Raw genomic sequence first — 23,195 nt, 5'->3', positions numbered from 1 at the left:
TGCACCACAAGAATCGGCTTCTGTCACGCGGCAGCGCAGCATTTTGCGCAGGTTTCTTCACTCAGCGTTATCAAAAGGTAAATACGCCCCATATCTTTGTACGTCCCACATCAACGGGGTGTAATCTTCGCCGCCGTCCTGGTGGGCATTGCCCGGATGCACCAACACACCCGGATGCAATTTGAAATCAGCCCGCCCCCCGCGCCGACCCCGAATCAGGATCAACTGTGGTGGACGTCCGGGCCGGGGGATCAGCGGCAGCAATTCCAGACTGCCCAGATGCAGGTGCATCGCCGCCATCAGCTCGGGCAACCGTTCCACCCGCTGAATAAAGGTCACATAGCCCCGTGGCGCACAGCGTTTCGCCGCAACTTCGACCCATAGCGATAGCGGCGTATCGCCCCCCAGCGCCAAATCACGACCGGGGTCCGTAGCCCCCGTCCCGGCTTCGCGCCGAAAATAAGGGGGATTAGCCATCACATGATCGAATTGCTGTTGCTTCAACGCCTCGGGCAACTGCTGCAAATCCCCGGTGATCACGGTAAAATCAGCCGCATTTTCAACCGCATTGCGGCGCGCCAGATCGGCATATTCCGGCTGAATCTCCAGCCCGGTCACTTCAACCCCCGGCACCCGCGCCGCCAGACAAAGTGACGCAACCCCCACACCGCAGCCCAGTTCCAGCACTCGCTGCCCCGCGCGGGCCGGTATCGTGGCTGCCAACAGCACCGGGTCCACCCCCGCACGATAGCCGCGCACAGGCTGCCAAATCTGGACTTTACCCCCCAAAAAGGCATTGCAGCTCAGCTCAGCCATCCACCGCAATCCCATTATCGCGCATCACTCGCGCCGCAGGCAGATAATCATCGTCCGCCACCATGATCCGGCGCGGGAACAATCCTATTCCACCTTCAAGGACGCTCATATTTACGTCCATTTCAAAGCAGTTTATACCCTCGCCCTGAAGCAGGGCCTTGGCAAAGGCAATGATCGTCGGATCGGTCGTGCTAAGTAACTGTTTCATAATTGGGGAATTAAGGGCATGGCGCCGCATTTGTCGAGCCATGTGACGGTACAGTGATGAGCCTGGATCAAGCCGCGACCAAACCGCACGAGCAACTTGCGGCCCATCTGGCCGATGGAATGGGGGCGGTGAATACCCTGATCCGCGCCCGCATGGCGTCAAAACACGCCCCCCGCATCCCCGAGGTGACGGCCCATCTGGTAGAGGCAGGCGGCAAACGTCTGCGCCCGATGCTAACGCTGGCCGCAGCGGAATTGTGCGGCTACAGCGGTCCCTATCACATCCATCTGGCGGCAACCGTGGAATTTATCCACACCGCCACGCTGTTGCATGATGATGTCGTCGACGAAAGCGCCCAACGCCGGGGACGCCCCACCGCTAACCTGTTGTGGGATAATAAATCCAGCGTTCTGGTCGGCGATTACCTGTTCGCCCGCGCGTTTCAGTTGATGGTCGAACCGGGCAATCTGCGCGTCCTGAATATCCTGTCCAACGCAGCGGCCACTATTGCCGAAGGCGAAGTGCTGCAACTGACCGCCGCCCAAGATTTGCGCACCGATGAATCCATCTATCTGCAAGTAGTCCGTGGCAAAACCGCTGCGCTGTTCAGCGCCGCCACAGAATCCGGGGCGGTTATTGCGGGCGCAGACGAATCCCATGTCAAAGCCCTGTTCGATTATGGCGACGCCTTGGGGATCGCATTCCAGATCGTAGATGACCTGCTAGACTATCAAGGCGATTCCAAAGCTACCGGCAAAAATGTCGGCGATGATTTCCGCGAACGCAAACTCACCCTGCCAGTCATCAAAGCCGTTGCCAAAGCCGACACAGAAGAGCTCACGTTCTGGACCCGCACCATCGAAAAGGGAAAACAGGAAGACGGCGATCTGGACCACGCGCTGTCCCTGTTGCACAAACATGGTGCGCTGAACGCCACCCGACAGGATGCGCTGGACTGGGCGGCCAAGGCAAAAACCGCCGTTGCCACGTTACCAGAACACCCGATCCGCCAAATGCTTTCCGATCTGGCCGATTATGTGGTCGCCCGGATCAACTAATCCGCGCTTTGGCTTCTTTCTGATTGAAAACACTCAAAATCCGCGCCCCGAAACGGGCGCAGATTTCACTGTAGCGTCACGGCCCTGACCCACCATCCCGGATGCTTTTCCGCCAGCACAGTTGCAGCGTTGCAGGCCGCCGCATAATTCGGGAACAATCCAAAACAGGTCGCGCCGGACCCGGACATGCGCGACACCTTCACATCCGCACGGCGCTGAATCTCTGCCAGCGCCACGGCAATGACGGGCTGACGGGCAATCGCTGCCGCCTCCATGTCATTGCGCTGTAATGCAATCCACCCCAACGCTTCCGGGGTTCCGCCCCCTTCAGGCCAATCCGTCATAGGTGGGTTGTTGCGATGGGTCATCGCACGGAACACCTCGGGGGTGGACACGGCCACACCGGGGTTCACCAAAACCGCAGCAATCGGCTTCATAGAAAGCGGTAAAACATGTTCCCCGATCCCCTGCATCCGCGCGGCATGAGCCACGCAACACACGGGAACGTCCGCCCCCAACACAATGGGGTCCCGCTCGAAGGCGCGCCCAAACGTCGCCTCCATCGCGCGCAGCACCGCAGCGGCGTCTGACGAACCACCGCCAATCCCGGCCTCGGCTGGAAGGTTCTTTTCCAATTCGATCTGAACCGTTTCGCCAAAGGCCTCGGCGGCTTTCCAACACAGGTTCCGCGCATCATCAGGGATATTTCCCGCGAACGCCCCGCTAATCGTCAATCCCATCTGCGGCGCGGGCGTCACCCGCACCCGATCCCCAATATCGGCAAACATCACCAGCGAATCCAGAACGTGATAGCCGTCATCACGTTGTCCGGTCACATGTAGCGTCAGGTTCACCTTGGCCGGGGCCAGAACCCAACCGTCACTCATGCGCCACCTTCAACGGCGGTGATCCTTCTTCGGCCAGAACGGCATCCAGCCCAACCGCCAGCTTGCGGCGAATACGATCCGGGTCCACATCGCCCGAAGCGTTGTCATATTTCACAAAAGACAAGGCCCGGTGCCACTGAAATTCCGCCTCGCGTTTACGGCCTACAGCCCAAAGCACATCGCCCAGATGGTCATTCACCACCGGATCGACTGGCATCAATTCCGCGGCCCGTTCCATATGGCCAATCGCTTCGTCATAGCGCCCCAGCCGGTACAAAACCCACCCCAGCGAATCGACGATATAGCCGCTTTCGGGTTGCGCCTCGACCGCCTGTTCGATCATCGACAGAGCTTCATCCAGCTTGATTTTATGTTCGACCAGCGAATAACCCAGATAATTCAAAACCTGCGGCTGCCCCGGATTCAATTCCAGCGCCTTGCGGAAATCGGCCTCGGCCTTGGGCCATTCGGACAGGCGCTCATAACTGATGGCGCGGGCGTAAAAGACAAACCATTGGTCACGGTCCGGCTCTCCTGCCAGATCCAGCACCTTGTCATAGGCTTTGACGGCATCCTCGAACCGCTTTAGCTGGCGCATCAAATCCCCCAGCGTCACCCAAACCGCAGGATATTCACCGTGGCTGCGCGTCAATTGTTCCAGCACTTCGGCGGCAGCATCGGCCTTGTCAGCCTTGCGCAGGGTTTCCGCCCGTCCCAGCTCTGCTGCGAAATACGATGGGCTGCCGGATGGCACCGATTTATAGGCCGCAGCAGCCAAATCGTACCGCTCCAAAGCGTCCAATAAATTGGCGCTCAGCAATATGGCATCGGCGTGATCCGGGCGCAGGTATTCTACAACACGGGTATACAGCAGCGTATAATCCTCGCCCGCTTCGCTGTTCAGCGCGGCAGCCACGGAATAGAACACTTCGGCCACACCGTCGCGCGGGCTTTGCACCAAGGTAAATGGCAGCTTTTCCCCCGCAATCAGCTTGGCGCGGATATCCTGAATTGCAGGGTCAAAGGCCTGCCCGAACAAGTCATCCAACAGGGCCAGCGCCTCTTCGCTGCGATCCAGTTGGCTTAGAATCTCGATACGGGCAATTGCGCCCCGGCGGGTCATCTGCAACGGCCCGGCTGCGTTTTCGGTAAAAATCGCATCGGCGCTTTCAAAATCCCCGACCGAGGCCAGCGCCATTGCCTTGTGATACATTGCAAAGGCCCCAAGACCACGTTCTTGCGACACCTCCCCAAAAGTTTTCAATGCCGCGCCGAAGTCGCCGCCGCCCAGTTGCCCCCATGCTTTCAGCAACCCGTCAACCAGCGGACCAACGCCGCGCTGCTCTGCCAACCGGGTCAGCAAAGCGTCATATTTGTCATTGGCGACTTCATCCGCAATCAGCACCATGCGGGCGATCTGGCTGTTCAGGCCGTCTGCTTCTATCTTCCGGGCTACGGGAAGCGCGCGGTTCAACTGCCCCAAAGACAATTGCGCCAGCACCGTGTTTTCCATCAGTTGCGGGTTCGACGGATCACGGGCCAATGCGCGGGTGAAATAATCCGCCGCCGCCTGATAATCCCCGGACATACCCGCACTGCGGGCGGCCAGATATGACCCGGCAATCCCCTGCGCATGTACAGGCACGGCAGACCCGATTGCCACGGCCAAAGCCAGTCCCCAAATCCGTTTGCGCATGGATATCCCCGCCATTTGCCTGCCTGTCTTCTCACTTCTCGGACAGACAGACTAACGCGCTGCGCGACAAAGGCAATGCGCCAGACCCGCGCAACGATCATATCGGCGGAATAAAGAAAAAGGGCGACCATTTGGCCGCCCTGTTTGCTTACATATTCGGATAGTTCGGACCATCCCCGCCCTGCGGCGTGACCCAGTTGATATTCTGGCTGGGGTCTTTGATGTCACAGGTTTTACAGTGAACGCAGTTCTGGAAGTTGACGCGGAATTCCGGGCCATTTTCACCGTCCAGAACCTCGTACACACCTGCCGGGCAATACCGCTGCGCCGGTTCATCGAACTTCGGCAGGTTCACGTTGATCGGAACCGATGGATCTTTCAGTTGCAGATGGCAGGGCTGGCTTTCTTCGTGGTTCGTCATGGCGAACGACACGTTGGTCAGCCGATCGAAGCTGAGCTTTCCATCCGGCTTGGGATAGTCGATCTTCTTGTGCTTGCTGGCTTCCTCGGTTGCCGCAGCATCGGTTTTCCCGTGCTTCAGCGTGCCAAGCAGCGAAAAGCCCAAGGTGTTGGTCCACATATCGAACCCACCCAACCCAAGCGACGCCATCAGGCCGAATTTCGACCACAGCGGTTTCACGTTGCGGACCTTTTTCAGATCTTTGCCGATAGCGCCTGTGCGCACTTCGGTTTCATAGGCGGTCAGCTCATCGCCCGAACGCCCGTCCTGAATGGCCTTATAGGCGGCTTCGGCGGCGGCCTTACCCGACAGCATGGCATTATGGTTGCCCTTGATGCGCGGCACGTTGACCATGCCCACCGAACAGCCCAGCAGCGCGGCCCCCGGCATCACCATTTTCGGCATGGACTGATAGCCGCCTTCGGAAATTGCCCGCGCGCCATAAGCCACGCGTTTGCCGCCTTCCAGCAGTTCGGCCACCATCGGGTGATGTTTGAAGCGCTGGAATTCCATATAGGGGAACAGATGCGGGTTTTTATAGTTCAGGTGAACCACGAAACCGACATAGACCTGATTGTTTTCCAGATGATAGATGAACGATCCACCACCCGCATTCGATCCCAGCGGCCAGCCCATCGTGTGCGTCACGGTGCCTTCGCGGTGCTTGGCCGGGTCGATTTCCCAGATCTCTTTCATCCCGATGCCGAATTTCTGCGGCCCGTGACCATTTGACAGGTCGTATTTGTTGATCAGTTCCTTGGCCAGCGACCCGCGCACACCTTCGGAGATGAACACATATTTGCCGTGCAGCTCCATTCCCGGCTCGGTGTTCGGGCCATACGAACCGTCCTCTTCCAGGCCAAAGACACCGGCCACTACGCCTTTGACTTCACCGTTGTCCCCATACACCAGTTCGGAACACGCCATGCCGGGGAAGATTTCCACGCCCAGTTCTTCGGCCTGTTCAGCCATCCAGCGGCAGACGTTGCCCATCGACACGATATAGTTGCCGTGGTTGTTCATCAGCGGCGGCATCGGGAAATTGGGAACCCGCACCTGCCCGGCTTCGCCCAGCATATAGAAATTGTCGTGCTTGACCGGCGTATTCAGCGGCGCGCCTTTTGCTTTCCAATCCGGGATCAGCGCGTCCAGCCCGCACGGGTCCAGCACAGCCCCCGAAAGGATATGCGCCCCGACTTCGGACCCTTTTTCAAGGACCACCACGTTCAGGTCCGCATCAAGCTGTTTCAGACGGATCGCAGCCGACAGGCCCGCAGGGCCTGCGCCGACGATAACAACGTCATATTCCATTGCTTCCCGTTCGATTTCCGACATGGGTGGCCCTCCTCTGGATCACGCGCGTAACTTTATTTCGCTCGGGGATACCGCAGCGCAGCAATGTTGGTCAATTGCGACACAACGTTAAAATACGGGAATCTGCGCTGCGCGGGCAGTTTTTCCTGCACACGGTCGCCATCAAAGGGCGCCCCCCTGTCGCGGGTCGCCATCCGCGCGAATGCCCGGCGATGTATCTCTTGCATTGTATCGGGGCTTCGGGTCAGATAACCCGAATAGGAATGTTATCTATGCGGCGGGCGTTCTGCGCCCGCCGTGCCTTTCGTGGAACTATGGGCTTATGGAAAAAATACCGATGACCCGCGCGGGTTTTGTCGCGCTTGAGGCAGAATTGAAAAACCTGAAATCCGTCGAACGTCCGGCCATCATTCAGGCCATCGCCGAAGCGCGCGAATTGGGCGACCTGTCGGAAAACGCCGAATATCATTCGGCCCGCGAAAAGCAGTCCTTTATCGAAGGACGGATCAAGGAACTGGAAGGCATCATCGGCCTGGCCGAAGTGATCGACCCCACCACCATGTCCGGCACGATCAAATTCGGCGCGACCGTGACGCTGGTGGATGAAGACACCGACGAAGAAAAGACCTGGCAAATCGTGGGCGAACACGAAGCCAATATTGAAAGAGGTCTTTTGAACATCAAATCGCCTATTGCGCGGGCATTGATCGGCAAAGACGAAGGCGACAGCGTCGAAGTCCGAACGCCCGGTGGTGAAAAATCCTATGAAGTGTTGAAGATACAGTTCATCTGACAGCAGGCAGTCCGCGACGATGGCCGATAAGGAAGAAAGCCGCTCGACCCCGCTGGGTCTGTATGAACGCCCCGCTGGCGGGCGCGTAACCGGGATCGAAATGATCGCCGTCATCCTCAGCCTGCTTTGGCTGCTGGGGGCGGGTGTGTTCTTTTTCCTGCTGAACGGCGACACATCGGCTGATATGGCCCTGCGCTTCATGATGACCCTGATGGTGATCTTTCTGCCCGTCGCAATGATCTGGGTTGCCGCCACCGCCGCACGGTCCTCGCGCGTTATGCGCGAGGAAAGCGCCCGCCTTCAGGCTGCGATTGACGCAATTCGCAAAACCTATCTGGCACAGTCACAAGGGCGGTCGTCAGCCGGGGATTCGACCATCGCCAAAAAGCTGGAAGAAATCGCCGAAGCGCAGAAGAAAACCGAAATCGCGCTGGCCACGTTTACCTCGACCCGTGACCGGGCTGTGCCTGATTTGTTGCGCCCGGCCCCCAAGCCCTCGGACGCCCCCGCACCACAGGATCAGGCGCCCTTGCCGCTTGGCACCCCGGCCGAAGATCTGGCGCCGCCGCTGGAACGTGCTGATTTCATCCGCGCCTTGAATTTCCCGGAAACCGCCGAAGACGAAGAAGGGTTTGCCGCGCTGCGCAAGGCGCTGAAAGACCGGCAAGCCGCGCAGTTGATTCAGGCCGCACAAGATATTCTGACCCTGCTAAGTCAGGACGGCATTTACATGGATGACCTGCGCCCGGATCGCGCCCGTGCAGAAATCTGGCGGCGCTTTGCGCAGGGCGAACGCGGGCGCACAATTTCCGCGCTTGGGGGGATTCGGGACCGTTCATCGCTGGCGCTGTCAGCCGGACGCATGAAGCAAGACCCGATTTTCCGTGACACCGCGCACCATTTCCTGCGCCGTTTCGATCGGATGCTGGCCGAATTCGCGGAATCCGCCAGCGACAATGAAATTGCGGATTTGTCAGACACCCGCACCGCCCGCGCCTTTATGCTGCTGGGCCGTGTGACAGGTATGTTTGACTAAGCTGCACAGGAACCGGGCGCATACAGCACAAGCCACCCCGCAGCGCCCGATCCACATTGCATCTTCCCGGTCCAGCCGATAGGCCATGCCCATTGAGATAGGGGTATTGGCATGTCACAGTCTGACCGTTCGACATATTGGCAAGGCGTCCGGGATGGGTTGCCCTTCCTTCTGGTGATGATTCCTTTTGGTATTCTGTTCGGCGTAATCGCCACCGAAGCAGGCCTGAACGTGTTTGAAACGCTTAGCTTTTCGGTGGTCGTCATTGCGGGGGCTGCACAGTTTACCGCCATCCAACTGTTGAAAGAGGACGCCCCCACGCTGGTCATTTTGGCCTCGGCCTTGGCGGTCAATCTGCGCATGGCGATGTATTCGGCATCGCTGACCCCACATATCGGCGCGGCCCCGTTATGGCAGCGGGCATTTGCCGCCTATTTCACTGTCGACCAAAGCTATGCCTGCTCGATCATGGCATACGAAAAAAATCCCGATTGGTCCCTGTCCCAGAAACTGCGCTACTTCTTTGGCGTCGTCACACCTGTCTGCCCAAGCTGGTATCTCTCGACACTGGCGGGTGCGTTGATCGGGGCGAATATCCCGCCGGAACTGGCGCTGGACTTCGCGGTGCCGATCACCTTTTTGGCGTTGATCGCCCCCATGCTGCACACGGCTGCACATCGGGCGGCGGCGCTGTCATCGGTCGTGTTGGCACTGATCTTTGCCTTTATGCCCTATAACACGGGGCTTCTGGTGGCCGGTTTGGGCGGCATGATGACCGGCGCACAGGTGGAGCTGTGGACCACCCGCCGCGCCACCCGGAAAGGAACAGCCTGATGCATCAGATTGATACTCAAACCCTGTGGACCATCATGATCGGTCTGGGGCTGGGCAGCTTTGGCCTGCGTTTTGTGTTCACCGGGATCATTGGCCAGCGTGCCATGCCCGAATGGCTGCTGCGTCACCTGCGCTATACGGCAGTGGCAATCCTGCCGGGGCTGGTTGCCCCCGCCGTCATGTGGCCCACAGTGACCGGCGGACAGCCGGACCCGGCCCGCCTGATTGCTGCGGCGGTCACTGTGATCGTGGGCTATCTGTGGAAAAACGTGCTGGCCGCGATCTTTGCAGGAGCTGCCAGCCTGTATCTGTCATTGTATCTGCTGGGCTAATCCCAGCAGATCAATCAATCGTCGGCCTTTGCAGAATCGCGCTCACGGATACGCTGAAAACTGGCCTTGGCCTTTTCAGGATCGTATTCCCGCAACGCCTTGAACCGATCTTCGTCATCGTATTCATACAGGCTGCGCGAACTCATCAACGGGGCGTCGCCGAATTGCGCCATCAGCTTTTTCGGCAGCATGGTTTGCTGAATATTCAGCCCCGGCAACTGGCTTAGCAGACGCGAGGTCGAGCTGGCACATTGACCGTCACCGATTTCGCCCATCCCCTGCGCCAGACGCAACGCCTGTTCAGCCACTTCGGGCGTCACCTGCAACCGCTGGATCACAACATGATAGGTCTTGCGCGCGTGGAAACGGGTATACACATCCTCGACATAGGGGGTGACACCATACACCACGTCATTGCGGGCCACGATGGCCTTATCCCGGAAAGACCCCGCCGGATCAAAGATCACGCGCTGGCTGGCGTTGATCATCAGGGACGTATGCGCCCCCGATCCGTTCTGGTTGTTGATCATCGTATAAAGCGTCAGTTCAGGCGGTGCATCATGCCGATACGTGGCATTGATGATCTGCTCGTCCGTGACGGGCGGATCTTGCTTTACCGCACAACCAGCCGTCAGGCTGACCGCTGCCAAAACCAATAACCATTTACGCATCGGTGGGGTCCCCTTGGGCAAACAGTGCTTAGCCGTTGACCAGCGCCATGAAAATCAGCGTGCAGATGATGACCACAACCGAATATTTGGTGAAGTTAATGAACCCTGCAAAGGTTTTTTCCTGAACAGTTACGTCCATTTCACCGGGCTTGAAGTCTGCCATTTTCGCGTTCCTTAGATTAGCATTCAAACCGTGACTAACGGATTTTTCCCGGCCTGTCATCCCAGGAATAACGCTGAAACGGCCCCTTGCGGTATATCCTTCCAAGAATACGGCCGTGTGACCTGAAAACGAAAAAACGCCCCCGAAACGGGGGCGTTTTCCAATCAAATCGGGATCAGGTCAGGCCAGCGATGGCAACCAAAGCACGATCCACGGGAAGGCAATCAGCAACCCGATCGTGACCGCATCCGCCACAAAGAACGGTGTCACGCCGCGGAACACGTCCTGAACGCTCAGGTCAGGGCGCACGCCTGCCACGACGAAACAGTTCAACCCGATGGGGGGCGTGATCAGGCAGAATTCCGCCATTTTCACCACCAGAATGCCGAACCAAATCGCACACATCGGCCCCGACATGCCAAAGGCGCTGTCGGCTGCGCTGACCATCTCGCCCCCGTTCAGGGCCATGATAGCAGGATAAACCACCGGCAAAGTCAGCAGCAGCATCCCGATTGCATCCATGAACATGCCCAGCACCGCATAGGCCAGCAGGATCAGGATCAATGTCATCATCGGCGGTTGATGCAGCGATGTGATCCAATCCGAAAACGCGCCCGGCAGATCGGCGAACCCCAGAAAGCGAACATAGATCAGCACGCCCCAGATGATCGTGAAAATCATCGCCGACAGCTTCGCCGTTTCCAGCAGCGCATCCTTGAATTGCGACCAGCGCATTCCACGATAAACCGCCATCAGGAACACCACGAACGCCCCTAATGCACCGCCTTCGGTCGGGGTGCCCCAAGCGTCACCGCCAAAGGGGTTGTAGATGAACAACACGATGATCAGCACCACGAAAAAGATCGGGAACGCCGGGGGAATCGACGCGAACCGCTGCTTCCATGTGAAGCCCCGCACCGGCGGGCCGAATTTCGGCAACACCAACGCCAGACCGACGATCAAGGCACCATAGATCACTGCCGAAAATGCACCGGGAATGAACCCTGCAAGCAGCAGCTTACCCACGTCCTGTTCCACGATAATCGCGTAAATCACCAGAATGGCCGAGGGCGGGATCAAGGACGCCAGTGTGCCACCAGCCGCCACCACACCAGCGGCAAAGCGTTTATCGTACCCGACCTTCAGCATTTCGGGGATCGCAATCCGGGCGAAAACCGCCGCCGTTGCCACCGATGCGCCCGATACTGCCGCAAAGCCCGCAGTGGCGAACACAGTGGACACCGCCAGACCGCCCGGCAACCAGCCGACCCAGCGTTTTGCCGCCTCGAACAGGGCTTTGGTCAGACCCGCGTAATAGGCCAGATAGCCGATCAGGATAAAGGTCGGGATGAGGCTAAGCGCCTGACTGGCAACCTTGGAATGCGGCACCTGCCCCGCCGTTTTCACCGCGATTGTAACCGCTTTCAGGAACCGCGACGGATCGTAGCCAAACTTGTTCCAGAAAATCCAGACCAGCCCAACCAGACCCGCCATCGCCGCAGCAAAGGCCACGCGCATCCCCAGCAGCACCAGCAGCAGCAGGAACCCGGAAACCCACAGACCGATTTCAATACTTTCCATCAGTTCGCGTCCTCTTCATCAAGACCACTGACATGCTGCGCCTCTTCCGCGGCCTGCGCGGCAGCGGACATCACCAGCGGCACCGCCACAGGTTCCGACAGGTTCAGCGCAAAGGCACGGGCATAGCCCCAGACTTGCAGCACCATACGCAGGCACAGCACCGAAAACGCCACAGGTGCCAGCAGTTTTGCGGGCCACAGCGGAATGCCGATATCAATGGAACTGTCGCGGCTCCACATCGGGGCGCCGAAATCGAAACTACGCTGGAAATGGGTCCAGCTTCCCCAAACCAGCAGCGCCATCAGGATCAGCGTCACCAGCGCCGTCAGGAATTCCGCCCCCCACAGCACACGCCCTTTCAGGCGGCCCACCAGAATATCCATGCGAATATGACCGCCATCGCGCTGGGTATAGGCAACCCCCATAAAGGCGATCAATGGCATGGCCTGTTCAATCCAGTCCACATAACCGGGCAAGGGCGCATTGAACAAATTGCGCCCCCCAACAGAAACCACCGCCAGCAGCATCAGTGAAAACACCGCGATACCGCTGATCAGGGCCAAAACACGTTCAACCTTGTGAAGTCCCTGGTCAAGACGGCTCAACCCCGAGCCATCTTCCAGCACAGCCGCTCCGCCTGCCATGCTATCCCCCTGTCTGTAAATTGTTGCTTCATTGGGCCAAAAAGGCCGAACCGCCCGAAGGCCGAAACCTTCGGGCGGGTATTTTCAGCAGCTTTGCTTATTTGCGGGCTTCCGCCAGCGCCGTCATCACCGTGTCATACAGATCCTGACCCGGAATGCCTTGCGCATCCATTTTGGCGATCCATTCTTCGCGGATCGGGTCGGCTGCGGTGGCTTTGAACTTGGCGATTTCTTCTTCGCTCAGCATAACCTTGGTCACGTTCTTTTCGGCCAGAACCTGATCCCACTTGGTCAGCGTCTTGCCATAGTTTTCCAGGTAATACGCCACAACGGTATCAACGGTGCTGTCCAGCGCCTCGCGGTGGGCGTCCGACAGGCTTTCATAGGCGTCGATATTCACCACCACCGGGCAGTTCACGGTGCCGGGGTTCAGGTTCGCCGTCCACCATTTCGCCTGATCAATCGTGCGATAGGCAAAATGCGCGTGCTGGGCGAAGGCCACAGTATCCACAACGCCGCTTTCCATCGCGTTATAGGCTTCGGTTGCCGGAACCGAGGTGGGAACCGCGCCGATCGACTTGAACGCCTGACCGATCCCGCCGGTGGCGCGGACGCGCATACCGTTCATTTTTTCCAGCGTATCGCGCGGTTCGCCAGTGCCGACAATGTTGTACTGCGGCATGGGCGACGGCATCAGCAGCTTTGCATTCCAGCGGGCCAGATCCTTTTGCGCGGCAGGATGCGCATAGACGGCATTGGAAACCGCCACTTCTTCGGCCAGCGTGTTCACGCCCAGAAACGGCAGTTCCAGAACGGTCACGGTCGGGTTTTTGTCCGGGTGATAGCCCGCGCAAAACTGCGCCATTTCAAACGCGCCGATTGAAATACCGTCCAGATTTTCCTTGGGCTTCGACAGACCGCCATAGCTGACATTCATGGTGAATTCGCCATTGGTCTTTTCGGCCACGATTTCGGCCATCTTTTCCAGATGTTCGGTAAAGGCGCGGCGCTTACCCCAAACGGAAACATTCCATTCTGTTGCCATTGCTTCGGTTGCAAAGCCAAAGGCAAGGGCCGCCACGGCGGCCTTGGTCATAAGGTTCTTCATGATGTCCTCCCAGTAGGCGGCTTTGTTGATTTTTGCCGCTGACATCTGGGGAAGCTAGTACAGTGATCCGCTGGTGCCAACCCTTTCCTGACTGGTCAAATTTTCGCATACCCACCATTGGGTAGCAATCCGGGGCTGAACTACTTCAAACGTATAGGGCCGGGGCTGATCCCCGCCCTATACGACCAATATGACGCCGAATCAGGCACTTGCCGCCAGCAATTGCGCGTTGCCACCTGCGGCGGTGGTATCCACGCAGATGTGGCGTTCCATCCGGCAACGCGCCGCCAGATCGGACCCGCAGCTTAGCCCGATCAGCGCCCCGTCCCGCGCCGCCAAGGCGCGGCGGATCGGGGCCACATCGGCATCCGTCCCCCAGCAGGCCAGCAGCGCGACATGCTCCAGATGTTCCAATGCGCCGCGCGGCAGGGTGCCATCCAGCCCCAGCGCCGGGGGAACACCGGGCGCAACGGCCAAGGCCTGACACCCGTTATCCCGCGCAATGCGCACCTGTTCGATTGCATCCTCGGCCGTCGGCCCAAGGCACAAAACCGTGCCACGCCCATAAACAGACAGGCGGTTGGATTCCCCCGTCGGCCCCGGCAGATCGGTGACGGACAAGCGTTCTTGCGGCAAGACGGCCAGACGGTCTAGTTCGGCCTGCACCTGCGCCACCTTCACCGCCTTCCCGCCTGAGGCGGAATGCGCGATCCGGTCACATTGGGCAAAACGCGGCAAATAGGCCGGGCCGCCTGCTTTTGGACCCGTGCCAGACATGCCTTCGCCACCAAAGGGTTGCGAGCCGACAATGGCCCCGATCTGGTTGCGGTTCACATACAGGTTGCCCACGCACAAGCGGCTGGACACCTGTTCCACCCGGCTGTCAATCCGGGTGTGCAGCCCAAAGGTCAGCCCATAACCCGTGGCATTCACCGCATCCACAACCGCGTCAATTTCAGCCGCTTTGAAGGTGGCGACATGCAGCACCGGGCCAAAGATTTCCCGTTCCAGATCAGCAATCCCGTTCACACGGATCACTGCCGGGCCGATGAAATGCCCTTGTTCGGGCGCGGCCAGATGGTGCAACAGCGCCCCCCGCTCCCGCGCAGCCGCGATATAAGCCGCAAAATCCGCCTGCGCACGGGCATCAATCACAGGCCCCACATCGGTGGCATGGTCCCACGGATCACCGATCCGCAGTTCATCCATCGCGCCATACAGCATGGCCAACAGGCTGTTGGCGATATCCTCTTGGACATACAGACAGCGCAGGGCCGAACACCGCTGCCCCGCCGACTGGAAGGCCGAGGCGATAATATCCCGCACCGCCTGTTCCGGCAGCGCGGTGGAATCCACGATCATCGCATTCAGCCCCCCGGTTTCCGCAATCAATGCGGCATCGGCGGCGGTGTCTTGCGCCATCACCTGTTGAATGCGCTGCGCCGTGGCGGTTGATCCGGTAAAGCACACACCATTGATGCTGGCCCCGCCCGTCAGAACCGCCCCCAGTTCACGCCCCGGCCCCGCCAGCAATTGCAGCGATGCCACTGGCACCCCGGCCTGATGCAACAATTGCGTGGCGCGATGGGCGATCAGGCTGGTGGTTTCCGCCGGTTTTGCCAACACGCCATTCCCCGCCGCCAACGCCGCCGCAATCTGCCCCGAGAAAATCGCCAAGGGAAAGTTCCACGGCGAAATGCAGGTGAACACACCACGCGCGGGCGCATCCAGACCGGCCGCCTGTGCTGCGTAATAGCGCAGGAAATCCACCGCCTCTCGTAGTTCGGCAATCGCATCTTTCGGGGTCTTGCCTGCCTCGCGGGCCAGCAGGGCGAACAATTCGCCAAAATGCGCCTCGTACAGGTCTGCGGCACGGTTCAGCGCCGCCGCACGATCCGCAACCGGCACATCCCATGCCCGCGCATCGGCCACCGCCTGCGCGGCATGTGTGGCTGTCGCTTCGGCCACCAGCCCCACCGTATCGCCCGGCAGCGCGGGGTTCATAACCGCCCGCACCGGGCCATCCGCAGCGGGGCTGACCGTCAGCGGCGCAGCTTGCCATTGATGGGTCCGGAAGGGGGTGCGCGCATCCTCGATATTGCTCAGATCACGGCTGTCGTGCAAATCCCAGCCTTGCGAATTGCCCCGTTCGGGCCGGAACAAATCCGCAGGTGCAGCCACACCGCGCACAGGCGTGCCCGCCAAACCGTCCAGCGCCGCAAATGGATCGGCGACCACGGTTTCCGGGGCGACATCCTCGTCCACGATCTGATTCACAAAGGACGAATTCGCCCCGTTTTCCAGCAACCGCCGCACCAGATAGGCCAGCAAATCCCGATGCGCCCCCACCGGCGCATAAATCCGGCAGCGGGTCTGATTGTCCTGCTTCACCAGATCATGCAGCAGCTCGCCCATGCCATGCAGGCGCTGGAACTCATAGGGTTGCCCCGTCAACCCCCGCGCCATTTCCAGAATAGCGGCCACTGTATGCGCGTTATGGGTGGCAAATTGCGGATAAATCCGATCCGTCATCCCCAACAGCTTTTGCGCACAGCACAGATAGGCCACATCGGTCGCCTGTTTACGGGTGTAAACCGGAAAGCTGCCCAGCCCTTCGACCTGAGCGCGTTTGATCTCCGTGTCCCAATAGGCCCCCTTGACCAGCCGCACCATGATTTTGCGATCCAAGCTCTGCGCCAGCCCATGCAGCCAATCCAGTACGAAAGGCGCACGTTTGCCATAGGCCTGCACCACCACGCCGAACCCATCCCAGCCCGCCAGCCGATCATCCGCCAGAACTGCCTGTATCACGTCCAGCGACAGGTCCAGCCGATCCGCCTCTTCCGCGTCGATGTTCAGCCCCATGCCTGCCTGTTTCGCCGCCAGGGCCAGTTCCAGCGTCGACGCGGTCAGTTCGCGCATGACACGATCCGCCTGCCCCACCTCGTACCGGGGATGCAGCGCGGACAGTTTGATGGAGATGCCGGGGTTCTGGCGAATGTCATCATGGCGGCATTCCCCTGCCAGACGCTGAATCGCATCCAGATACGCCGCGTGATATTTCGCGGCATCACGGGCCGTCAGCGCCGCTTCGCCCAGCATGTCATAGGAAAACGTATATCCGTCTTTCGCCCGTGCGCTGCCGCGCTTGATCGCCTCGTCAATCGTCTGCCCCAGAACAAACTGCGCACCCAGTTCCTTCATCGCGCGCGCCACGGCAGAGCGGATCACAGGCTCGCCCAAGCGCCGGACAGCGCCGTGCAAGGTGGCCGCCAATCCCGGCGTTTCGTCTTCTTTCAGCACCTTGCCCGTCAGCATCAAGGCCCAGGTCGAGGCATTCACCAACGACGACGACGACCGCCCCAGATGCGCACCCCATTCCGACGGCGCGATTTTATCCTCGATCAATTCGTCAATCGTGTCACGATCCGGCACCCGCAGCAGCGCCTCGGCCAGACACATCAGGGCGATGCCTTCTTTGGTGGACAGGCCATATTCGGACAGGAACACCTCCATCAGACCAGCATTTTTCGCGCTGCGAATACGTTTGACCAGCGACACACCCGCCGCGACGGCAGACTGCCGGACGGTGGCATCTGGCGCATGGGCCGCACGCAGGTCCGATAAAACAGTGGTTTCAGCCATGTGATGCACCTGACGGATCGCGGTGCGCTGCGGGGCCAGTTCGGCAAAACGAAGGGGGGTCATATCGGTCATCAGTGGCTCTCAAAAGGACAGTACCGGCAGATTACCAGATGCAATTCGGGCAGTTTTCCCGTAGAATTGAAATTCACAGGCATTTGGCCTGAAAATTAAACAAATGACAGGCCATATCCATGCCTCACCCCGATCTAAGCGACGATCTGGACCGTATCGACCGTAAAATTCTGACCATTCTGTCCGCAAACGGGCGCATTCCCGTGACCGAACTGGCGCGCAAGGTGGGCCTGTCCAAAAGCCCCTGTCAGGTGCGCCTGAAACGGCTTCAGGATGATGGTTATATTCAGGGTTTCCGCGCCATTCTGAACGCTGAAAAGCTGGGGCTGGAACACGTCGCCTTTGCCGAAGTGAAACTGACAGACACCACCGAAAAAGCCCTGGGGGCGTTCAACAAGGCGGTTCTGGCGGTGCCGGAAATCGAACAATGCCACATGATCGCCGGTTCCTTCGATTACCTGCTGAAGGTCCGGACCAGTGACATTCAAAGCTATCGCCGCGTCCTGGGAGAGGTGATTTCCACCCTACCCTATGTTGGCTCCACCTCGACCCATGTGTCGATGCAATCGGTCAAGGACGAAGCCTTGTAATCCCCTTTCGATCAGGAAAAGGGGGCGCTGCCCCTCTGCGCCTGCGGCGCATTCACCCCGGAGTATTTTTTATCAAAAAGAAGCGGATTGATTTCTTTCTGATCAGAAACACTCTGGGGTTTGGGGCAAAGCCCCAAGCTGCAAGGAGAAGGCGCGCACTTGCGCTGGCTTAACTGAACTTGAAGGACCGCGGGAACCCATAGGGCGGTTTTTTCCCAACCCCGGCCCGTTTTCCCAGCCATTCTGTCAGGTCCGGTTCGTGGCGGGTTTTGCCGCCGCCCATTTCCCAGCACAGACCATCATCCCAATTGAAGGTTGTGACATCAGACAGGCCGCCATCCAGTTCCAGCGTCCCCTGACGTCCGCGCGCCATATTGTATTTCTGAAGGCGCACGCCCTTGCCCCGTGTCATTTCGGGCAAGTCGGATACCGGGAACACCAAGAGCTTGCCGTTCTGGCTGACGATGGCAACATGATCGCCCGCGATCGGACGTACCAGTTGCGCCTTGACCCCATCACCGACGTTCAACACCTGTTTGCCTGTCCGGGTCTGGGCCAGAACATCCTCTTCGCCAACCATGAACCCGTTCCCTTCGGAGGAGGCGACCAACAATTTCCGCCCCGTCTGGTGGATGAACAGGTCAATAATTTCCGCCTCGTTCGGCAGGTCGACCATCAGGCGCAGCGGTTCGCCCATACCACGCCCGCCGGGCAGGTTGGCCGCTGACAAGGTATAAAACCGCCCGTTCGTAGCAAAGACCAGCAGCTTATCGGTGGTTTCCGCGTGGAAGATAAAGCGCGGACCGTCGCCATCCTTGAACTTCAGTTCGCGGGTCAGGTCGATATGGCCCGTCATGGCGCGAATCCAGCCCATTTGCGAACAGACCACCGTAATCGGTTCCCGTTCGATCATGGCTTCCAGCGGGACGTCTTCGACTTCGGTCGCCTCGGCAAACTGGGTGCGACGTGCGCCGCCCTCATAGTCACGCCCGAACCGTTTACGTGTTTCCCGCAATTCGTCGGAAATGCGCCCCCATTGCAGGCCTTCGTCGTCCAGCAAATCTTCAATCGTGGCACGTTCCGCCATCAGGGCATCGCGTTCGCGGGTCAGTTCGATTTCTTCCAGACGCCGCAGGCTGCGCAGGCGCATGTTCAGGATCGCTTCGGCCTGAACCTCGGTCAGTTCACCATCGCCCTTGGCGGGCAGCGGCGACAGGTAATCCTTTTCCGACGTCGCCCGCTTGTGCGATACGCCCCAATCTTCGGCCATCAGGGCGGCTTTGGGATCGTCGTCATAGCGGATAATGTCGATCACGCGATCCAGATTAAGGAAGGCGATGATGAACCCTTCCAGAACCTCCAGACGGTGATCAATCTTTTCCAGCCGATGACGCGAACGGCGCAGCAGCACCTCGCGGCGGTGATCCAGAAAGGCGCGCAGAACCTCTTTCAGGCTGCACACTTTGGGGGTCACGCCGTCGATCAGGACGTTCATGTTCAGGCTGAAACGCACCTCCAGATCGGTGCTGCGGAACAACGTTCCCATCAACACCTGCGGGTCTACGTTTTTCGATTTGGGTTCCAGAATCAGCCGGATGTCATCAGCGGATTCGTCCCGTACATCGGCCAGAATCGGAACCTTTTTGGTCTGGATAACCTCGGCGATTTTTTCGATCAGCTTGGATTTCTGCACCTGATAGGGGATTTCGGTCACGACAACCTGCCATGTCCCCCGGCCCAGATCCTCGACCTCCCATTTCGCACGCAGACGGAACGATCCGCGCCCGGTACGATAGGCCTGTGCGATATTTTCCTTGGGTTCAACGATGACGCCGCCGGTTGGAAAATCCGGCCCCGGCACATATTGCAGCAGCGTATCGTCCCGCGCATCCGGTGCCTTGATCAGATGCAGGCAGGCGTTGCACAGTTCTTCGATATTGTGCGGCGGGATGTTCGTCGCCATCCCCACGGCAATCCCGGCCGCCCCATTCGCCAGCAGATTCGGAAACGCGGCGGGCAGCACCACGGGTTCAGTCAGGGTGCCATCGTAATTTTCGCGGAAATCAACGGCGTTTTCGTTCAGCCCTTCCAGCAGCGCCTCGGCGGCGGCGGTCATCCGCGCCTCGGTATACCGGCTGGCGGCGGGGTTATCGCCGTCGATATTGCCGAAATTCCCCTGTCCGTCCACCAGCGGGTAACGGACGTTGAAATCCTGCGCCAGACGGGCCATCGCATCATAAATCGCGGCATCACCATGCGGGTGATAGTTGCCCATCACGTCACCGCTGATCTTAGCCGATTTACGGAACCCCCCGGTAGAGCTGAGTCGCAATTCGCGCATCGCATACAGGATTCGCCGATGCACCGGCTTCAGCCCGTCACGCGCATCGGGCAAGGCCCGGTGCATGATCGTGCTTAGCGCATAGGTCAGATAACGTTCACCGATGGCCCGGCGCAGCGGCTCGGCCAGTTCGGTTGGGTTCATGTTGGGGTCGTCCAGCACATCGCTCATACATGCTGTGTACCGCCCAAAATCTGGCGCGGCAAGCCACAGGCCAAATCCTTAGACAATCTGTTGTGCATAACCGGCTATCCCCTTTGTGTTGTTGAAGATTTCCGCATGGTGTTTTGACTGCGGGGGAACAGTTTTCCGGCTTTCCCCATAAGCATTTTACCAAATCCATGTTATGCTGATCTAAATTTTAGTGTTCGTTTGATATGGGGGCGCGTGATGTTGCGCTTTATTTTGCTGTCGTTCGTTTTCCTTGGCTGGGCCTTTTACGAGGTCAGCGGCGGCACGGATTTTGCGGCTGATCTTATGGCCCAAAAGGAACAGGTGCGCGCCGAAGCAGCCGCACAACTGGCTGAAAAACAGGCCGCAGACCGGGCGGCCCGCGAACAGCAAAACGCCCGCCTGCCAGACAAAACCGACACCCCGGACATCAGTGACGCAATGGTGACGCGGGCGGCGTTCGACGCGTCATCCCCGGTATTGGACAACACGGCAGGCTCCACCTCTGCCGCCTCCAAACCGGACACCATCGCAGCAGAAACACACCCCGAAGCTTCCCCCCCGGATATACGACAGGTGACCGCCACCCGCGTGAACCTGCGCAATGGGCCAAGCACCCAGTACAACGTGATTCTGAAATTGACCCAAGGAACGCGTGTGGAAATCCTTCAGGAGCCGGGTAATGGCTGGGTGAAACTGAAGGTTGCTGAAAACGGCCGCATCGGATGGATGGCCAGCCGTTTGCTGCAAAAGCTGGAAGGCTGAAACAGCCGTGATTGCAACCGCGCGGTATTTCCCCTAGCCCTTGCCGCAACGGGCAAACAGGCGGCAAGGGCAGCATGGCAAAATCAATCCTGATCACCGGATGCTCATCGGGCATCGGATATGACGCGGCGCATGGGTTGCAGCGGGCCGGATGGCGTGTTTTCGCGGCCTGCCGCCAGACAAAAGATGTGGAACGCCTGCGCAGCGAAGGGCTGAACGCCCTGCAACTGGATTACGCGGACGAGGCCAGCATTCGCGCGGCGCTGGATCACGTTCTGACACAGACCGGCGGTACGCTGGATGCGCTATATAATAACGGCGCTTTCGCCTGCCCCGGCGCTGCCGAAGACCTGCCCCGCGGCGCGTTGCGCGAAATTTTCGAGGTTAACCTGTTTGGCTATCACGATCTGACCCGGCTGGTGATTCCGGTCATGCGGGCGCAGGGCCACGGGCATATCATCAACTGTTCCTCGGTGCTGGGGCTGGTGGCTGCGCCGTGGCGGTCCGCCTATAACGCCTCGAAATTCGCACTAGAGGGGCTGACAGATACGCTGCGGCTGGAAATGCGGGACACCAATATTCAGGTGGTGCTGCTGGAACCCGGCCCCGTCACATCCCGCATCCGGGCCAATTCCGTGCCGTATTTTGAAAAATGGATCGACTGGGAATCATCCCCTCGCGCCCAGCAATACCGCGACAGCCTGATCCCGCGCCTGTATGCCCAGAAAGAGGGCAAGGACATGTTTGAGCTGCCCCCCTCTGCCGTTACGGCAAAAGTGTTGCGCATCCTGAACACCCCGTCGCCGCGCCCACGGTATTATGTCACCACGGCCACCTATATCATGGGCACCTTGCGCCGTATCCTGCCCACACGCATGTTGGACTGGCTGCTGGCCAAAGGCTAAGCTGCGCGACAAAACGCGGGTTCGCTTTTCCCGGCGGGACCGCTACATCAGGCGCAAGCAATCGAAAGGACCTTTCGCAATGAAGGACGATCCCCTTTTTTATGTCGTCGCTGCGGCCTGTCTGGGCGTAGTGGTGATCCTGATGATCGGCATTGGCGGCTTTGCCAAAGGTGGCGATTTCAACCGCAAGCACGCCAATAAAATCATGCGGATGCGTATCGCGGCACAGTTCGTTGCCGTGTTGCTGATTCTGCTGTTCGTCTGGATCAGAAGGGGCTGACTATCATGGTGGTTTTGAACAAAATCTATACCCGCACCGGGGACAAGGGCGACACCGCCTTGGGCAACGGCGATCGCGTGGCCAAGAATGCCGCCCGTGTAAATGCCTATGGCACGGTGGACGAAACCAACGCCACGCTGGGATTGGCCCGCCTGCACGCAACCGGAGAACTGGATGCCGCGCTGGCCCGCATTCAAAACGATCTGTTCGATCTGGGGGCCGACCTATGCCGCCCGGATATGGAAAAAGACGCCGAATCCGAATACCCGCCCCTGCGCATGGCCGACGCACAGGTCACGCGGCTGGAAACCGAAATCGACGCAATGAACAAAGACCTGTCACCCCTGCGCAGCTTCATCCTGCCCGGTGGGTCGGCGCTGGCCGCGCATCTGCATCTGTGCCGCACCGTATCGCGCCGCGCGGAACGTCTGGCCGTGGAACTGGCCCTGTCTGAACCCGTCAACCCCGCCGCCGTGAAATATCTGAACCGCCTCAGCGATTGGATGTTCGTGGCCGCCCGTGTGGCCAATGACAATGGAAACAGTGACGTGCTGTGGGTGCCGGGCGCAAATCGCTAAAGCGGACCTGAGGAATCAAACCTAGGGCGCCGCTTTGCTGCATGTGCAAAATTCTTCTGGACAAGCTATAATTCACATGCGAACAGTCCTGCCCTAACGGCATTTTATGTCAAATCGGCAGAAACGCGGCGTCGGTTGGCGCTAACGTGACGATTTTGCACTGTTTTGCCGCCGCGCAAGTATATATCAACGCGCAGAGAGTTCTTGGGGAGTCGTTTCGCGCCTTCCCACCACTGAAGGGAGACCA

At 59.2% G+C, this 23,195-nt stretch carries 22 protein-coding genes; 10 read left to right on the top strand and 12 right to left on the bottom strand.

The features are described 5' to 3' along the window. Window positions 1-57: 57 nt before the first annotated feature. Together FN828_RS09425 and FN828_RS09420 are read right to left on the bottom strand one after the other, a co-directional pair. Window positions 58-816: a tRNA1(Val) (adenine(37)-N6)-methyltransferase gene (locus FN828_RS09425; RefSeq protein ID WP_142493148.1), complete on the bottom strand. Its 759-nt coding sequence runs from the start codon at window positions 814-816 to the stop codon at window positions 58-60. Beyond that, the gene (locus FN828_RS09420) at window positions 809-1,024 is read right to left on the bottom strand and encodes a putative signal transducing protein (RefSeq protein ID WP_142493147.1); all 216 of its coding nucleotides are present in this window, start codon (window positions 1,022-1,024) and stop codon (window positions 809-811) included. The genes FN828_RS09425 and FN828_RS09420 overlap by 8 nt, the downstream gene beginning before the upstream one ends. A gap of 56 nt (window positions 1,025-1,080) precedes the next feature. Between FN828_RS09420 and FN828_RS09415 the strand changes: the two genes are divergently transcribed. Continuing rightward, window positions 1,081-2,082 carry a polyprenyl synthetase family protein gene (locus FN828_RS09415; protein WP_142493146.1) on the top strand — a complete coding sequence of 334 codons (1,002 nt, stop codon included), beginning with the start codon at window positions 1,081-1,083 and terminating at the stop codon, window positions 2,080-2,082. A 65-nt stretch (window positions 2,083-2,147) separates the two neighbouring features. Here the strand turns inward: FN828_RS09415 and FN828_RS09410 are convergent, their stop codons facing one another. From FN828_RS09410 to FN828_RS09400, 3 genes are all read right to left on the bottom strand, one after another. Further along, a complete protein-coding gene (locus tag FN828_RS09410; RefSeq protein ID WP_142493145.1) occupies window positions 2,148-2,969 on the bottom strand; it encodes a 4-(cytidine 5'-diphospho)-2-C-methyl-D-erythritol kinase in 822 nt (273 codons plus the stop codon). Next, complete coding sequence (locus FN828_RS09405; protein WP_142493144.1) at window positions 2,962-4,665, bottom strand: tetratricopeptide repeat protein; 1,704 nt, start codon at window positions 4,663-4,665, stop codon at window positions 2,962-2,964. Before FN828_RS09405 ends, FN828_RS09410 begins: the two co-directional genes overlap by 8 nt. A 148-nt stretch (window positions 4,666-4,813) precedes the next feature. Next, on the bottom strand, window positions 4,814-6,460 hold the full coding sequence (locus FN828_RS09400) for an electron transfer flavoprotein-ubiquinone oxidoreductase (protein WP_142493143.1): 1,647 nt from the start codon (window positions 6,458-6,460) through the stop codon (window positions 4,814-4,816). Between the two features lie 301 nt (window positions 6,461-6,761). On the opposite strand from FN828_RS09400, the gene greA reads away from it, so the two are divergent. From greA to FN828_RS09380, 4 genes are all read left to right on the top strand, one after another. Continuing rightward, window positions 6,762-7,232, top strand: a complete 471-nt coding sequence (gene greA, locus FN828_RS09395; protein ID WP_142493142.1) for a transcription elongation factor GreA — start codon at window positions 6,762-6,764, stop codon at window positions 7,230-7,232. A gap of 19 nt (window positions 7,233-7,251) precedes the next feature. Next, the gene (locus FN828_RS09390; RefSeq protein WP_142493141.1) at window positions 7,252-8,268 is read left to right on the top strand and encodes a hypothetical protein; all 1,017 of its coding nucleotides are present in this window, start codon (window positions 7,252-7,254) and stop codon (window positions 8,266-8,268) included. 111 nt (window positions 8,269-8,379) lie between these two features. Next, a complete protein-coding gene (locus FN828_RS09385; protein ID WP_142493140.1) occupies window positions 8,380-9,102 on the top strand; it encodes an AzlC family ABC transporter permease in 723 nt (240 codons plus the stop codon). Then, window positions 9,102-9,434 (top strand): AzlD domain-containing protein, encoded by a 333-nt coding sequence (locus FN828_RS09380; protein WP_142493139.1) that lies wholly within the window; start codon window positions 9,102-9,104, stop codon window positions 9,432-9,434. Before FN828_RS09385 ends, FN828_RS09380 begins: the two co-directional genes overlap by 1 nt. Before the next feature lie 14 nt (window positions 9,435-9,448). On the opposite strand, the gene FN828_RS09375 is transcribed toward FN828_RS09380, so the two are convergent. The 6 genes from FN828_RS09375 to putA form a co-directional block, all read right to left on the bottom strand. Then, window positions 9,449-10,105: a hypothetical protein gene (locus FN828_RS09375; protein ID WP_142493138.1), complete on the bottom strand. Its 657-nt coding sequence runs from the start codon at window positions 10,103-10,105 to the stop codon at window positions 9,449-9,451. 28 nt (window positions 10,106-10,133) lie between these two features. Beyond that, a complete protein-coding gene (locus tag FN828_RS09370; RefSeq protein ID WP_142493137.1) occupies window positions 10,134-10,268 on the bottom strand; it encodes an aa3-type cytochrome c oxidase subunit IV in 135 nt (44 codons plus the stop codon). Window positions 10,269-10,448: 180 nt separating this feature from the next. Further along, the gene (locus FN828_RS09365) at window positions 10,449-11,849 is read right to left on the bottom strand and encodes a TRAP transporter large permease (protein ID WP_142493136.1); all 1,401 of its coding nucleotides are present in this window, start codon (window positions 11,847-11,849) and stop codon (window positions 10,449-10,451) included. Further along, complete coding sequence (locus tag FN828_RS09360) at window positions 11,849-12,493, bottom strand: TRAP transporter small permease subunit (protein ID WP_142493135.1); 645 nt, start codon at window positions 12,491-12,493, stop codon at window positions 11,849-11,851. The genes FN828_RS09365 and FN828_RS09360 overlap by 1 nt, the downstream gene beginning before the upstream one ends. A gap of 97 nt (window positions 12,494-12,590) precedes the next feature. Then, complete coding sequence (locus FN828_RS09355; RefSeq protein WP_142493134.1) at window positions 12,591-13,601, bottom strand: C4-dicarboxylate TRAP transporter substrate-binding protein; 1,011 nt, start codon at window positions 13,599-13,601, stop codon at window positions 12,591-12,593. A gap of 201 nt (window positions 13,602-13,802) precedes the next feature. Continuing rightward, complete coding sequence (gene putA, locus FN828_RS09350) at window positions 13,803-17,318, bottom strand: bifunctional proline dehydrogenase/L-glutamate gamma-semialdehyde dehydrogenase PutA (RefSeq protein WP_235891447.1); 3,516 nt, start codon at window positions 17,316-17,318, stop codon at window positions 13,803-13,805. Window positions 17,319-17,437: 119 nt separating this feature from the next. Between putA and FN828_RS09345 the strand changes: the two genes are divergently transcribed. Further along, window positions 17,438-17,908 carry an Lrp/AsnC family transcriptional regulator gene (locus FN828_RS09345; protein ID WP_142493133.1) on the top strand — a complete coding sequence of 157 codons (471 nt, stop codon included), beginning with the start codon at window positions 17,438-17,440 and terminating at the stop codon, window positions 17,906-17,908. A 169-nt stretch (window positions 17,909-18,077) separates the two neighbouring features. On the opposite strand, the gene FN828_RS09340 is transcribed toward FN828_RS09345, so the two are convergent. Next, window positions 18,078-20,420, bottom strand: coding sequence for a DNA topoisomerase IV subunit A (locus FN828_RS09340; protein WP_142493132.1), 2,343 nt, complete (start codon window positions 20,418-20,420; stop codon window positions 18,078-18,080). 219 nt (window positions 20,421-20,639) lie between these two features. On the opposite strand from FN828_RS09340, the gene FN828_RS09335 reads away from it, so the two are divergent. The 4 genes from FN828_RS09335 (at window position 20,640) to FN828_RS09320 (ending at window position 22,948) form a co-directional block, all read left to right on the top strand. Further along, window positions 20,640-21,185 carry an SH3 domain-containing protein gene (locus FN828_RS09335; RefSeq protein WP_142493131.1) on the top strand — a complete coding sequence of 182 codons (546 nt, stop codon included), beginning with the start codon at window positions 20,640-20,642 and terminating at the stop codon, window positions 21,183-21,185. 74 nt (window positions 21,186-21,259) lie between these two features. After that, window positions 21,260-22,090 carry an SDR family NAD(P)-dependent oxidoreductase gene (locus tag FN828_RS09330; protein ID WP_142493130.1) on the top strand — a complete coding sequence of 277 codons (831 nt, stop codon included), beginning with the start codon at window positions 21,260-21,262 and terminating at the stop codon, window positions 22,088-22,090. Window positions 22,091-22,169: 79 nt separating this feature from the next. Continuing rightward, window positions 22,170-22,370 carry a twin transmembrane helix small protein gene (locus FN828_RS09325; protein ID WP_142493129.1) on the top strand — a complete coding sequence of 67 codons (201 nt, stop codon included), beginning with the start codon at window positions 22,170-22,172 and terminating at the stop codon, window positions 22,368-22,370. A 5-nt stretch (window positions 22,371-22,375) separates the two neighbouring features. Further along, a complete protein-coding gene (locus FN828_RS09320) occupies window positions 22,376-22,948 on the top strand; it encodes a cob(I)yrinic acid a,c-diamide adenosyltransferase (RefSeq protein ID WP_142493128.1) in 573 nt (190 codons plus the stop codon). Window positions 22,949-23,195 lie beyond the last annotated feature (247 nt).

The sequence above is a fragment of the Thalassovita litoralis genome (assembly GCF_900182725.1).
In the GTDB taxonomy this organism is placed as follows: Bacteria; Pseudomonadota; Alphaproteobacteria; order Rhodobacterales; family Rhodobacteraceae; genus Thalassobius; species Thalassobius litoralis.
The sequence above is the reverse complement of the archived record's forward strand: the minus strand, read 5'-3'. Positions and strand labels throughout refer to the sequence as shown.

Coding starts and splice junctions, on each gene's coding strand:
- FN828_RS09325 (WP_142493129.1), top strand. CDS start 22,170: ATGAAGGACGATCCCCTTTTTTATGTCGTCGCTGCGGCCTGTCTGGGC.
- FN828_RS09360 (WP_142493135.1), bottom strand. CDS start 12,493: ATGGCAGGCGGAGCGGCTGTGCTGGAAGATGGCTCGGGGTTGAGCCGT.
- FN828_RS09375 (WP_142493138.1), bottom strand. CDS start 10,105: ATGCGTAAATGGTTATTGGTTTTGGCAGCGGTCAGCCTGACGGCTGGT.
- FN828_RS09365 (WP_142493136.1), bottom strand. CDS start 11,849: ATGGAAAGTATTGAAATCGGTCTGTGGGTTTCCGGGTTCCTGCTGCTG.
- FN828_RS09330 (WP_142493130.1), top strand. CDS start 21,260: ATGGCAAAATCAATCCTGATCACCGGATGCTCATCGGGCATCGGATAT.
- FN828_RS09335 (WP_142493131.1), top strand. CDS start 20,640: ATGTTGCGCTTTATTTTGCTGTCGTTCGTTTTCCTTGGCTGGGCCTTT.
- FN828_RS09355 (WP_142493134.1), bottom strand. CDS start 13,601: ATGAAGAACCTTATGACCAAGGCCGCCGTGGCGGCCCTTGCCTTTGGC.
- FN828_RS09380 (WP_142493139.1), top strand. CDS start 9,102: ATGCATCAGATTGATACTCAAACCCTGTGGACCATCATGATCGGTCTG.
- FN828_RS09410 (WP_142493145.1), bottom strand. CDS start 2,969: ATGAGTGACGGTTGGGTTCTGGCCCCGGCCAAGGTGAACCTGACGCTA.
- FN828_RS09405 (WP_142493144.1), bottom strand. CDS start 4,665: ATGCGCAAACGGATTTGGGGACTGGCTTTGGCCGTGGCAATCGGGTCT.
- FN828_RS09340 (WP_142493132.1), bottom strand. CDS start 20,420: ATGAGCGATGTGCTGGACGACCCCAACATGAACCCAACCGAACTGGCC.
- FN828_RS09425 (WP_142493148.1), bottom strand. CDS start 816: ATGGCTGAGCTGAGCTGCAATGCCTTTTTGGGGGGTAAAGTCCAGATT.
- FN828_RS09420 (WP_142493147.1), bottom strand. CDS start 1,024: ATGAAACAGTTACTTAGCACGACCGATCCGACGATCATTGCCTTTGCC.
- FN828_RS09320 (WP_142493128.1), top strand. CDS start 22,376: ATGGTGGTTTTGAACAAAATCTATACCCGCACCGGGGACAAGGGCGAC.
- FN828_RS09415 (WP_142493146.1), top strand. CDS start 1,081: ATGAGCCTGGATCAAGCCGCGACCAAACCGCACGAGCAACTTGCGGCC.
- FN828_RS09345 (WP_142493133.1), top strand. CDS start 17,438: ATGCCTCACCCCGATCTAAGCGACGATCTGGACCGTATCGACCGTAAA.
- FN828_RS09385 (WP_142493140.1), top strand. CDS start 8,380: ATGTCACAGTCTGACCGTTCGACATATTGGCAAGGCGTCCGGGATGGG.
- FN828_RS09370 (WP_142493137.1), bottom strand. CDS start 10,268: ATGGCAGACTTCAAGCCCGGTGAAATGGACGTAACTGTTCAGGAAAAA.
- greA (WP_142493142.1), top strand. CDS start 6,762: ATGGAAAAAATACCGATGACCCGCGCGGGTTTTGTCGCGCTTGAGGCA.
- putA (WP_235891447.1), bottom strand. CDS start 17,318: ATGACCGATATGACCCCCCTTCGTTTTGCCGAACTGGCCCCGCAGCGC.
- FN828_RS09400 (WP_142493143.1), bottom strand. CDS start 6,460: ATGTCGGAAATCGAACGGGAAGCAATGGAATATGACGTTGTTATCGTC.
- FN828_RS09390 (WP_142493141.1), top strand. CDS start 7,252: ATGGCCGATAAGGAAGAAAGCCGCTCGACCCCGCTGGGTCTGTATGAA.